Origin of the sequence: Burkholderia sp. AU27893 (genome assembly GCF_002223205.1) — a bacterium.
Lineage (GTDB): Bacteria > Pseudomonadota > Gammaproteobacteria > Burkholderiales > Burkholderiaceae > Burkholderia.
Genome location: NZ_NKFD01000001.1, coordinates 959,732 through 972,083 on the forward strand (window position 1 = coordinate 959,732; position 12,352 = coordinate 972,083).

A 12,352-nucleotide genomic window follows, 5' to 3' on the forward strand; every position below is an offset into this window, starting at 1 on the left:
CTTGGCCACTGTGACATGACAAGAAGTGCGATGAGCGCCTGCCAGGCGCGCCGCACATTATTATTAGAGGGTGTTTCATGATCCTGGTTACCGGCGGCGCGGGTTTTATCGGTGCCAATTTTGTACTCGACTGGATGGATGTGTCCGATGAGGCCGTGCTCAACGTCGACAAGCTGACCTATGCGGGCAACCTGCGTACGCTGGCGCCGCTCGACGGGAATCCGGATCATGTGTTCGCTCGTGTCGATATCTGCGATCGTGCGGCACTCGACGCGCTGTTTGCCGAGCACAAGCCGCGCGCAGTGATCCACTTTGCGGCCGAGAGTCACGTCGATCGTTCGATCCACGGGCCGGCCGATTTCGTGCAGACCAATGTCGTCGGTACGTTTACGCTGCTCGAAGCGGCACGCTCGCACTGGAACGGCCTAAACGATGCGGACAAGGAGGCGTTCCGCTTCCTGCACGTGTCGACCGACGAGGTGTTCGGGTCGCTGTCCGCGACCGATCCCCAGTTCTCGGAAACGACGCCTTACGCCCCGAACAGCCCCTATTCGGCGACGAAGGCCGGCTCCGACCACCTGGTGCGTGCGTATCACCACACGTACGGTCTGCCGACGCTCACGACGAACTGCTCGAACAACTACGGCCCGTACCAGTTCCCGGAGAAGCTGATTCCGCTGATGATCGCGAACGCGCTCGCGGGCAAGCCGTTGCCGGTCTACGGCGATGGCCAGAACGTGCGCGACTGGCTGTACGTCGGCGACCACTGCAGCGCGATCCGCGAAGTGCTTGCGCGCGGCGTGCCGGGCGAGACGTACAACATCGGCGGCTGGAACGAGAAGAAGAACCTCGACGTCGTGCACACGCTCTGTGATCTGCTCGACGCGGCGCGGCCGAAGGCGACGGGATCGTATCGCGACCAGATCACCTATGTGAAGGATCGTCCCGGCCATGACCGCCGCTACGCGATCGATGCGCGCAAGCTCGAGCGCGAGCTCGGCTGGAAGCCGGCCGAGACGTTCGAGACGGGGCTCGCGAAAACCGTGCGCTGGTATCTCGACAATCAGGTATGGGTGGACGAGGTCGCGTCCGGCGATTACCGCAAGTGGGTCGAAACGAACTATGCGCAACGCACGTGAGGGGCTGATCGATGGCACGTAAAGGCATTATTCTCGCCGGCGGCTCGGGCACGCGGCTGTACCCGATTACCCACTCGGTGTCGAAGCAGCTACTGCCGGTGTACGACAAGCCGATGATTTACTACCCGCTTTCGACGTTGATGCTCGCGGGCATTCGCGACGTGCTGGTCATTTCGACGCCGGCGGACACGCCGCGCTTCGAGGCGTTGCTGGGCGACGGCTCGAAGTGGGGGATGAACCTGCAGTACGCGGTTCAGCCGTCGCCCGACGGGCTCGCGCAGGCGTTCATCATCGGGCGGGACTTCATCGGCAACGATCCGAGCGCACTGGTTCTCGGCGACAACATCTTCCACGGTCACGATCTCGCGAAGCAGCTTCACGCGGCGAATGGGCGTACCGAAAGCGCGACCGTCTTTGCCTATCACGTGCAGGATCCGGAGCGCTACGGCATCGTCGAATTCGACGACCAGATGCGCGCGATGTCGATCGAGGAGAAGCCGGCCCAGCCGCGCTCCCGCTACGCCGTGACTGGCCTCTATTTCTACGACAACGACGTGTGCGACATTGCGGCCGACATCAAGCCGTCAGCGCGCGGCGAGCTCGAAATCACCGACGTCAATTCCCGTTATCTCGCGGCAGGGAAGCTGCAGGTGGAGATCATGGGGCGCGGCTACGCATGGCTTGACACGGGCACGCACGATTCGCTGATGGAGGCTGCAGCTTTCATCGCGACCCTGCAGAAGCGCCAGGGCCTCGTGGTCGCATGCCCCGAGGAGATTGCTTACCGAATGGGCTGGATCGATGCCGAGCGCCTGCTGACGCTTGCCGCGCCTCTTGCCAAGAACGCGTACGGGCAATATCTGAAGAACCTACTGACGGACAAGATTCTATGGCAATCACGGTAACTTCCACGGCAATTCCAGACGTCAAGCTGATCGAGCCCAAGGTCTTCGGCGACGCTCGCGGGTATTTCTTCGAGAGCTTCAATCAGCGGGAATTCCGTGAGCAGGTTGCGGATGTCGAGTTCGTTCAGGACAACGAGTCGCGCTCGGTCAAGTCCGTGCTGCGCGGGATGCATTATCAGGTCCGTCATGCGCAGGGCAAGCTGGTCCGCGTCGTCGAAGGCAAGGTGTTCGACGTCGCCGTCGATCTGCGTCGTTCTTCGCCGACGTTCGGCAAATGGGTCGGCAGCGTTCTGTCCGCGGAAAATCACCTGCAGATGTGGGTGCCTGCCGGATTTGCGCACGGCTTTCTGGTGATGTCCGAGGCGGCGACGTTTCAATACAAGACGACCGATTTCTGGTATCCCGAATTCGAGCGCGTGCTGCTGTGGAACGACACACACGTTGGCATCGACTGGCCGCTCGACGGCGCTCCGGTGATCGCACCGAAGGATCTCGCCGGTACCGTGCTGGCGGATCTGGAGACCTACGCATGAAGATTCTCGTGACGGGGGCGAACGGGCAGGTCGGATGGGAGCTCGTGCGTGCGCTGCAACCGCTGGGCGAGGTGGTAGCCGCGACACGTCAAGTCGTTGATCTCGGCGATGCGGCGGCCGTCGCTGCATATGTCGACGCGCTCGCGCCCGATCTCGTGGTCAATGCGGCTGCGTATACCGCGGTGGATCGCGCCGAGGACGAGCCCGACACTGCATTTGCAATCAATCGCGATGCGGCGGGCGCGCTCGCGCGCGCCGCGCGGAAGTGTGGCGCGTTGCTGATCCACTTCTCGACCGACTATGTGTTCGACGGGAGCAAGCGAACGCCGTATGCCGAGAGCGACGACGTGCGCCCGCTGAACGCTTACGGTGCGAGCAAGCTGGCCGGCGAACAGGCGATCGCCGACGCCGGCGGAGACTGGCTCGTGTTCCGCACGTCGTGGGTCTACGCGTCGCGCGGCCAGAATTTCTTGCGCACGATGCTTCGGCTGGGTGCGAGTCGCGAGACGCTGTCGGTCGTCAGCGATCAGTTCGGCGCGCCGACGAGCGCACGCATGATTGCGGACCTGACCGCGCACGCGGCGGCGAAAGCGCTCGTCGAGCGGCGGGCGGAATCGTTCGCGAGCGGCCTCTATCACATGACGGCGCAGGGCTCGACGACCTGGCACGCGTTCGCGGAAGCCATTTTTGCCGGCGCCAGAAGCCTGTCCCCACAGACAGGCCTGTCTGTCCGGGAAGTGAAGCCGATCCCCGCAGCCGAGTATCCGGCGAAGACGCCGCGTCCGACCTTCTCGGTGCTCGACAACACGCGGTTCGACGAGCGTTTCGGATTGCACCGACCGCAGTGGTCGGACGGGCTTGCGCTCGTCCTCGCGGAACTGTTCGATGCCTGATGCTGCCCGGTCCGGGCGGCGCACATCACACTACATGCCGAGTCGTTCGTGCGGCATGGTTTAGCTAGAGATTGTCATGCGGGAAATCATTCAACCATCACTTCCTATCTGGCGGCATCGCCGCCTGATCCTCCAAATGGCGCGCCGCGAAGTGGTCGGCCGATATCGCGGCTCGGTGCTCGGCCTGCTGTGGTCGTTCTTCAACCCGTTGTTGCTGCTGACCGTCTACACGTTTGTGTTCAGCGTGATTTTCAAGGCACGCTGGAATACCGGATCTGATTCGAAGACGGAATTTGCAGTCGTGCTGTTCGTCGGGATGATCATGTTCCAGGTGTTCTCGGAAGCCGTGAACCGTGCGCCATCACTGATCATCAGTAACGCGAACTACGTGAAGAAGGTCGTGTTTCCGCTCGAGGTGCTGCCTGTCGTCGCGCTGCTCGTCGCGCTGTTCCATGCCGCGATCAGCTTCTGCGTGCTGGTGCTCGCGATGCTCGTGCTGGGTTTCCAGGTGCATCTCACGATCCTGTATTTCCCGCTGATCGTCTTGCCGTTCATCCTGTTCACCCTCGGTGTCTGCTGGTTCCTGGCGTCGCTGGGCGTGTTCATCCAGGACATCGGCCAGTCGATCGGGCTCGTGACGACGGTGCTGATGTTCTTGACGCCGGTGTTTTATCCGGTGAGCTCACTGCCGGCCAGTTACCAGCATATCGTCGGAATGAATCCGATCGCGTTCGTCATCGAGCAAAGCCGCAACGTCGTGATCTTTGGAACCGTGCCGAGCTGGACCGGTGTGTCGGTGATGATGATCGTCAGTATCGGCGTCGCGGTACTGGGCTACCAATGGTTTAATCGCACGCGGAAAGGATTCGCAGATGTCCTCTGATCTTGCAGTCAGCGTGAAGGATCTGAGCAAGGTCTTTCATATTTACGATAACCCGCGTGCACGCCTGATGCAGATGCTGTTCGGCTCCCGCAAGCAGTATTACCGGGAGTTCTGGGCGTTGCGCGATGTCTCGTTCGATATCGCGCGCGGCGAGACCGTGGGGATTGTCGGTCACAACGGCTCGGGAAAGTCCACGCTGCTCCAGGTGATCTCTGGGACGCTCGCGCCGAGCGCCGGCACAGTCGAAACGAACGGCAAGGTTGCCGCGCTGCTCGAACTCGGGTCGGGATTCAATCCCGAGTTCACCGGTCGCGAAAACGTGATGCTGTACGGCCAGATTCTCGGGATGAGCGAGGAAGAGCTGGAAGAGAAGTATCCGGCCATCGTCGATTTCTCCGAGATCGGCGATTTCGTCAACCAGCCGCTGAAGACGTACTCGTCGGGCATGTACGTGCGCCTCGCATTCTCGGTCGCGATCCACGTCAATCCGGACATCCTGATCGTCGACGAGGCGCTGTCGGTCGGTGACGCGCTGTTCCAGGCGAAGTGCATGGCCGTGATGAAGAAGCTGATGGATCGGGGCACGACGCTGCTGTTCGTCAGCCACGACCCCGGTTCGGTGAAGGCGCTGTGCAACCGCGCGATCCTGCTCGATCACGGCAACATGCTTGCTGTCGGATCGACGGACCATGTGATCGAGTCGTATTACTCGTCTTATGTCCGCAAGAAGCAGCACGTGATTGCCGACGACGAGGCGCCGTCGACGCAGATCGCCGAGCTCGATGCCGATCTCAACGACGGCGCGGACGAATTCCAGAAGCAGGCGGCGTTCCAGCGGATCCGCAATGGCCGCGCAAGCTTCGTCAACGTGCAGTTGTTGAACGAACAGGGACGCGCGACACGCCAGGTTACCTACGGCGACACCGTGACGTTGAGAATGATCGTGAGCGTCGAGGAAGATCTGCCGCTGCTGGCATTCGGCTATCACCTGCGCGACAAGAACGGTTTCGATATCGCGTACTCGGACACCGGCCTCGAGCACGCGCATTTGTACGACGTGCATGCGGGTGAAGTCCACGTGGTCGACTGGACGTTCAAGGTATCGCTGCGCGGCGGCGATTACAGCATCAGCGCGGCCACATCAGTGCCGACCGACCTGAGCATTGGCCAGGTCGACACGTGCGATCATGTGCCGATCGCCGTGCAATTCAACGTCTCGCGCGGCACCTATCTGCCGCTTTATGGCGCCGTACATTTCGACAACAAGGTCCAGACGCGGCTGTTGTCGAAGACGGTGGCCTGACGCAGCGTTGGCCGGTAGTGGATCCGGCGCCGGGGCCGGCGCGTGCGGATCCGCACGAGGAATCAATCAGGAGCGCCCTATGAGACAAAAGCCGGATGGTTTCGCCAGTCCGATCTATGTGACGAAACCGATGTTGCCGCCGCTTGGCGAGTTCACGTCGCAGTTGGAAGACATCTGGGACAGCGCCTGGCTGACGAATGGCGGTGCGAAGCACGTTGAGCTGGAGGCGGCGCTCGCGAAGCGGCTCGGTGCACGGCACTTCTCGCTTTTCAACAACGGGACGAGCGCGTTGCTCGTCGCCTGCCAGGCGCTGCGGCTCGCCGGTGAAGTCATTACGACGCCGTTCACGTTTCCCGCGACGCCGCATGTGCTGCACTGGAACAACGTGACGCCGGTGTTTTGCGACATCGACGAGGAAACGCTGACCATTGACCCTGCCGTGGCCGAAGCGCTGATCACGCCGCGCACGACGGGTGTGCTCGGCGTGCACGTGTATGGGATGCCGTGCGACGTGAAGGCTTTTGAGCGCATTCGTGAGCAGTACGGTGTCAAAGTGCTCTACGACGGCGCGCACGCATTCGGCACGGAAATCGACGGCAAGCCGGTCGCCGAGTTCGGCGATGCGACGATGTACAGCTTCCACGCGACGAAGCTGTTTCACTCGGCCGAGGGCGGCGGGCTGGCAATGGCTGACGAGGCGATGAAGCGGCGCGTCGATCTGCTTAAGAATTTCGGAATCTTGAACGAGACCGAAGTCATCATGCCGGGTACGAATGGCAAGATGAACGAAGTACAGGCGGCACTGGGTCTCGTCAATCTTGCCCATTACGACGCGGAGCATGCCGCGCGGCAGCGCGTTGCACAGGTTTACCTGAGTCGCCTGGACGAGATTCCCGGCATCACATGCTTCCGCCTGCCTCCGAACGTTGGCCACAGCATGCAGTATTTCATCGTGCGCGTGAACGCACAGGCATGCGGCGTGTCGCGCGACCGGTTGTACGACACGCTGAAGCAGTTCAACGTATTTTCGCGGCGCTATTTCTACCCGCTATGTAGTGAGCACAATTGCTATCGCGCGCTGCCGAGCGCCGATCCCGGGCGCTTGCCGGTTGCGACGCGAGTGTCGCGTGAAGTACTCGCGTTGCCGCTGTACGGCGAGATTGGGGAAGACGGGGCGAATCGCATCGTCGACATCATTCAATACATCTGCAATGGCAAACAATAATTATTCGATCGGGGATTCGCGGCCGCGTGTCAGCGTTCTCACGACGTCTTACAACTACGGCAGATTCATCGGGGAGACGATCCGGTCGGTGCTGTCCCAGACGTACGCGTCGTGGGAGCTGATCATTGTCGACGACTGTTCGACAGACGATTCCTGGGAGGTCATCCAGCAGTTCGATGATCCGCGGATTCGCGCGGTGCGCCAGGAGCGCAACCAGGGCGCGTGCGCGGCGTACAACACGGCGCTGCGTCTCGCGTCCGGTGAATTCATCGCGAGCCTGGATTCTGACGACGTGTTCGTGCCCGAGAAGCTTGCGGCGCAGGTTGCGTTCATGGACGCCCATCCGGATGTCGATATCTGCGGCAGCTTCATGGCGGAAATCGATGCATCGAGCCAGCCGGTCGACCCCGACAAATGCTTTTATGCGCCGTGGTTCAATCAGGATCTCGACCTGAACGCGCCCGACAGCTGGGTGTGGGAGAACCACCTGTGCCATTCGACCGTGCTGATCAGGAGGTCCACGCACGACCGGATCGGCTTTTTCCGGGAGGACCTGACCTACTCGCCGGACTGGGATTTCTGGCTGCGTTCGCTTGCCGGTGGCGCCCGGTTTCATGTGATGAAGGACGCGCTCCTCCTTTACCGTGCGCACGGTGGCAACGTGACGCACCGCAATCGCGATGCGCTGATGTGGGAGTATGCGGATATCTCCGGCGGCGTCGTGCATCCGTACCTCGAGCGGATCGAGCGCTTCGACCTGCTCCGCAAGAGCATGGAGTCGTTCGTCGGGCGCTTCTTCGAGATTGACGGCGACTGGCGGCGGTTCCTGGAGCTGATCGAGATGCTGCGCGTGTACGACCGTCACGAGGACACGTTCAGGATTCCGCCGCATCTGTTCTTCAATGGCGAACTGACCGCGTTCGTCACGAGACTCGCGTCCGGGTGGTCGCCGCAGGCTTTTGCCGCCGTTCGCGAGCGTTTGTCGAAGCCGGAGGGCGAGTACGATGGTTCGGCGCCGGCACCGGCGGCGAACGCGCAGGCGGCTGCAGGCGCCGCGACGTTTCAACTGCTGATTCGAGGTGAGCGCGACCGTGCGCTTGCCGAACTGGATCAGGTGCGTGCAGAGCACGAACGTGTCGCCACGGAACTCGAGCACGCGAAAGCGGAGTTGCGTGCCGCAGCCGACCGGGAAGGGCGGCTCACTGCCAGCCTGGCTGACGCGCAGACGGAACTCGATCGTGTCAGGGGCACCATCTGGGGCAAGGCGGATAATCTGTACCGGCGCCTGAGCCGATAGCCCATGCCCCCGCGAATGATTCAAGATATCTAACCATGCCGCGATACCAGCATCTTCTGTACTTTGCACAACGCGTCTATCATCGCCTGCCGTTGAGCCAGGAGGCGAAGTGGCGCGTCCGCAAGGCCATTTCGCCGGTCATCACGTCGTTGCGCCACGGCACGTCGATTCGTCAGGCGCTGCGGTCTGCCGTCACGCGTGAGGTGTTGCTCGACCACGCGCGTGAGTCGCGCCTGCAACACCTGATGCTCGACCTCGCGCAGCGTGGCGTGAGAAATGTCAGCCATATCATTGCCGTGCCGTTCCTTGGAACGGGAGGCGCGGAGAATGTCGCGCTCAATTTCTCGAAAGCACTCCGCGAGCTCCATCCCGACCGTCAGATCCTGCTCGTCGTTGCCGATCGCGATCTGGTCGACGAACGCGTTGCGTGGATCGACGGTGTGCATGTGGTCGTCCTGCGCGATTTCACGCGCGACGATTCGTACGCGCTGAAGCAGGCGCTGCTGTACGACATGCTGCTGGCGATCCGGCCTGCCGTATTCCACAACATCAACAGCGAGGTTGCGTGGAACGCGATCATCGCGCAAGGGCGGCAGCTCAAGGAAATCACGCGCCTGTTCGCCAGCATTTTCGCGTTCCAGTTCGCCGAGGACGGCAAGAGCAAGATAGGCTATGCGGCCTATTTCTTGCAACCGGGGTTGCCGGCGCTGACTGCGCTGCTGTCCGACAACCAGCGCTTCGTGACCGATGCACGCGCCGAGTACAGCCTCGGGCAGCAGGGCGACAAGCTGCGCGCCGTGTACAACCCCAGCCGCATGGCGACCGCCGGGTGGAAGGCCCGGGCGCTCGCGCGCATCGCGAGCCGCGGGCAGGATCTGGCGGGGCGTCGACCGGCGTTTCTGTGGGCTGGGAGACTCGACAAGGAAAAGCGCGTCGACCTGCTGCTGGCGCTAGTGCGGGCGTGCCCGCACATCGATTTCTACGTTTACGGCCAGGCCGTAGTGAATGTCAGCGAGCAGCTTCCCGATCTCGCGAACCTGCATCTGATGGGGCCGTTCACGTCCCCGGAAGAGCTGATGCGTGATCGTGCGTACACCGGCTTCATCTTCACGTCGAAATGGGAAGGCATGCCGAACATCCTGCTTGAAATCGGGACGTTGGGCGTACCGATCATCGCACCGTCGGTCGGCGGCGTGGGCGAGCTGATATCGGATTCGACCGGATATCTGCTGTCGGAGAAGCCGGATGTCGCCGATTATCGCGCGGCGATGGAGTCAGTCATTTCGAATTCGCAGGAAGTCGAAGCGCGCGCACGCGCGCTCGTCGAGCTGATCGACGGGCGACATACGTGGCAGCGGTTCGTCGAGCACGTCAAGGAGTTGGAAGGTTATGGGATCTGACCGGAAGGAATCGGGCACGGACGACTCGCGTGATTTGTCGTTGCCGCTCGTATCGGTGGTAATCCCCTGTTTCAATCAGGCGCAGTATCTGAATGAGTCTATCTCGTCGGTGCTCGACGCATACCGCGGGCCGTTGGAGATCATCGTCGTCGACGACGGCAGCACGGCATCCCGGACCGATATTCACTTGCGCGCGGCGGAAGCGCTGTCGCCCGCAGTACGGGTGATTTCGCAGCAGAACGCGGGGCTTTCGGGCGCGCGCAACACGGGTATTGCCGCTGCGAACGGCGAATTCGTGCAATTGCTGGACGCGGACGACCTCATCGTTCCGCCGAAGCTCGACTTGCAGGTTGCGCATTTCCAGGTGGCGAATGCGCTCGACGTATCGGTGTCCAACTTCCTGTTGTGTGACGATTCCCGCTCGGTCTTTTCGAAGCATGACGAGGCAATCGCACATTCGGCGCTCGTGCTGTCCGATTTTCTGTACAAATGGGAGCGAGGCTTCGCGATCCCGATTCATTGTGCACTGTTCCGCCGCGCCGTGTTGCTGGATGCGCCGTTCGATACATCCGCGCGCGCCAAGGAAGACTGGCTGTTCTGGTGCGGCCTGAGTGCGCGCGGCGCACGTATGGCCTATATCAACGCACACAACGCGATCTACCGGCAGCACGCGCAAAGCATGCGCCGGTCCTATGTGAAGATGGGCAAGAGCTGGCTGCACGCGGCTGCGAAGATCGATGCGATGGTGTCCGCGCGCGAGCCGGCGTTTTTCGAGTCTGCGGTCGACTGGTTCGAGAATTTCTATCGGAAGCACCCTGCGTACGCAGAGGAAATCGCGCAGTTGCGCGGCCACCCGCGTGCAGCCGGATCGGGCGCTGCCGCGTCGCCGGTCGTTCCAGTCGATCTGCACGCGCAGAAGCTCGCGCGCCTGCAGGCGGCTATTGCGAAGATGCCCGTGTCGGAGACGCCGCTGATCAGTGTCGTGATCCCCGCATACAACCATTTCGACTATATCGATGGTTGCCTGCTGTCCGTAATCGAGCAGCAGGACGTCGCATTCGAGATCATCTGCGTCGACGATTGTTCTCCCGATGCGCGTACGACGGCGCTGCTGCGTGCGCTGCAGGGAACTCACCCGAACGTGCGGATTGTACTCAACAGCGAGAACAAGGGTATTTCGCGTACGCAGAACGAGGCGGTCGCGCAGGCGGCCGGAGAATACATTGCGTTCGTCGATTGTGACGATGCTTTGGCGCCGGGCGCGCTGTCCCGTGTCGTGCAGGTCGTGACGCAGGGGCAGCCGTGCGATTACCTGTTCACGGACCGATTCGACATCGACGAAAGTGGCAACGAAATCCGGCGGGCCGACTACGGCGGGTATCCGGCTATTGCGTTCAGGAGCGACGAGGGCATCAAGGAAGATCTGCTCGACGGCATGGTCGCGTCGCATCTGAAGGTCATTCGACGCGATGCATATCTGCAGTCAGGTGGTTCGATCGACGCGTATTCCGGGATCCAGGATTGGGAACTGGCGCTGAAGATCGCGGAATTCGGCAGTTTCCATTACCTGCATGAGCCGCTCTATCGGCATCGGATCCATACGCGATCCGTCACGTCGTCGGACAGCGTCGGCCAGTTCAGGAAGACCAATATCGTGCGCCGGCGGTTTGCCACCAGATGGCTCTGTGGCGGGCGCGATCGAACCGGGCCGGCCGTGCAGTTTTCGAGCGACGCGAAATCGATGCCGTCGATAGCTCAACTGAAGGAAGCGTGGCGGCAGGGGCGGCGATGCGAGATGTTCGTCGCGGCGGATGCGCCGCCCCCCGTGCTCAATTTCCTGCGGGAATTCAATTCGTACTTCGACCGCATCACGTGGACGAGTGCCGAAACCTACGCAGGCTTGCTCGGATATGTGCAGCCCGGTGTAATGGTCGCTCACGGACAGGAGCGGCCTGACTGACCGGAGCGGTACGCCACGGCGTGCGCCTCGTCCGGCTCAGGCCGGACGTTTCACCATCGGTGCGGCTGGGTTGCCGACGACGGTCACGCCCGGTGGTACGTCCTTAGTCACGACGGCCCCCATACCGATCACCGCGCCCTTGCCGATCGTCAAAGGTTTGTCGGGCGTGCCCTGCTTCAGCACCGCGCCTGTGCCAATATACGCATCGTCTTCGATCACGATCCGGCCGTTGCAGGCGACGCGCGGAGCGAAAGTCACAAAATCACCGATCACACAGTCGTGGGCGACGTAGCTGTAGATGTTGCACTGGAAATGGCGGCCGATCCTGATATCCGATGTGCACATCGAGAAATCGCAGAACACCGCGCCCTCGCCGATCTCGACGTTGTCGAGCGACACATGCGAACCGGAAGTCAGCGAGCCGAACGCGAGGCCTTCGCTTTCGCAGCGCTGGACCAGCGTGCGGCGGGCCGCGGACGAACCGAGCGACACGACGACCGCGCGGTCGCGATGCGCCGGCGTGATGAGGGCATCGAAGGAAATGACTTCGACGCCGTTCTGGACGGTGCCGATTTCCGACGGCGTGTCGGAGACGAAGACGATTCCGGATGCCGAACCAGCACCGGTCCGGGCTTGATGTTGTCGTGCCAGCGGCAGGATCTCGCGCCCGAACCCGCCGCACCCGTAAATAGCGATTCGCTCCATCATTCACTCCGGTCTGAATGGGGGGCAGTCTAACGGTAGCGATACCTGGCGGGCAACCTCATTATCCGGGGTGGCGCATCCGGTTTGCTCGGTATGGCGGCGGGACGGA

Annotated in this window: 12 protein-coding genes; 10 read left to right on the plus strand and 2 right to left on the minus strand. The window is 62.0% G+C overall.

Annotated features, from left to right (window positions below):
* The first annotated feature begins 77 nt into the window (after positions 1–77).
* From rfbB to CFB47_RS04475, 8 genes are all read left to right on the plus strand, one after another.
* Entirely contained in the window at positions 78–1,139 is a 1,062-nt protein-coding gene (gene rfbB, locus CFB47_RS04440) for a dTDP-glucose 4,6-dehydratase (protein ID WP_089455709.1), read from the plus strand.
* Between the two features lie 11 nt (positions 1,140–1,150).
* Complete coding sequence (gene rfbA, locus CFB47_RS04445) at positions 1,151–2,044, plus strand: glucose-1-phosphate thymidylyltransferase RfbA (RefSeq protein ID WP_089439374.1); 894 nt, start codon at positions 1,151–1,153, stop codon at positions 2,042–2,044.
* The gene (rfbC, locus tag CFB47_RS04450) at positions 2,029–2,577 is read left to right on the plus strand and encodes a dTDP-4-dehydrorhamnose 3,5-epimerase (protein WP_089460516.1); all 549 of its coding nucleotides are present in this window, start codon (positions 2,029–2,031) and stop codon (positions 2,575–2,577) included. The genes rfbA and rfbC overlap by 16 nt, the downstream gene beginning before the upstream one ends.
* A complete protein-coding gene (gene rfbD / locus CFB47_RS04455; RefSeq protein WP_089439376.1) occupies positions 2,574–3,470 on the plus strand; it encodes a dTDP-4-dehydrorhamnose reductase in 897 nt (298 codons plus the stop codon). Before rfbC ends, rfbD begins: the two co-directional genes overlap by 4 nt.
* Before the next feature lie 76 nt (positions 3,471–3,546).
* Positions 3,547–4,353, plus strand: a complete 807-nt coding sequence (locus CFB47_RS04460; protein WP_089455712.1) for an ABC transporter permease — start codon at positions 3,547–3,549, stop codon at positions 4,351–4,353.
* A complete protein-coding gene (locus tag CFB47_RS04465; protein WP_089439378.1) occupies positions 4,343–5,656 on the plus strand; it encodes an ABC transporter ATP-binding protein in 1,314 nt (437 codons plus the stop codon). Before CFB47_RS04460 ends, CFB47_RS04465 begins: the two co-directional genes overlap by 11 nt.
* A 79-nt stretch (positions 5,657–5,735) precedes the next feature.
* On the plus strand, positions 5,736–6,881 hold the full coding sequence (locus CFB47_RS04470; RefSeq protein WP_089460517.1) for a DegT/DnrJ/EryC1/StrS aminotransferase family protein: 1,146 nt from the start codon (positions 5,736–5,738) through the stop codon (positions 6,879–6,881).
* Positions 6,868–8,178: a glycosyltransferase gene (locus CFB47_RS04475; RefSeq protein WP_089455713.1), complete on the plus strand. Its 1,311-nt coding sequence runs from the start codon at positions 6,868–6,870 to the stop codon at positions 8,176–8,178. Before CFB47_RS04470 ends, CFB47_RS04475 begins: the two co-directional genes overlap by 14 nt.
* A 29-nt stretch (positions 8,179–8,207) precedes the next feature.
* Here CFB47_RS04475 and CFB47_RS41635 read toward each other — a convergent pair whose 3' ends face one another.
* Positions 8,208–8,624, minus strand: coding sequence for a hypothetical protein (locus CFB47_RS41635; protein WP_256946647.1), 417 nt, complete (start codon positions 8,622–8,624; stop codon positions 8,208–8,210).
* Between CFB47_RS41635 and CFB47_RS04480 the strand changes: the two genes are divergently transcribed.
* Together CFB47_RS04480 and CFB47_RS04485 are read left to right on the plus strand one after the other, a co-directional pair.
* On the plus strand, positions 8,619–9,578 hold the full coding sequence (locus CFB47_RS04480) for a glycosyltransferase family 4 protein (protein ID WP_256940842.1): 960 nt from the start codon (positions 8,619–8,621) through the stop codon (positions 9,576–9,578). The two genes, CFB47_RS41635 and CFB47_RS04480, sit on opposite strands and share 6 nt — an antisense overlap.
* Positions 9,568–11,538, plus strand: a complete 1,971-nt coding sequence (locus CFB47_RS04485) for a glycosyltransferase family 2 protein (RefSeq protein WP_089460518.1) — start codon at positions 9,568–9,570, stop codon at positions 11,536–11,538. Before CFB47_RS04480 ends, CFB47_RS04485 begins: the two co-directional genes overlap by 11 nt.
* A gap of 36 nt (positions 11,539–11,574) precedes the next feature.
* Here the strand turns inward: CFB47_RS04485 and CFB47_RS04490 are convergent, their stop codons facing one another.
* Entirely contained in the window at positions 11,575–12,243 is a 669-nt protein-coding gene (locus tag CFB47_RS04490) for an acetyltransferase (protein ID WP_089455716.1), read from the minus strand.
* Positions 12,244–12,352 lie beyond the last annotated feature (109 nt).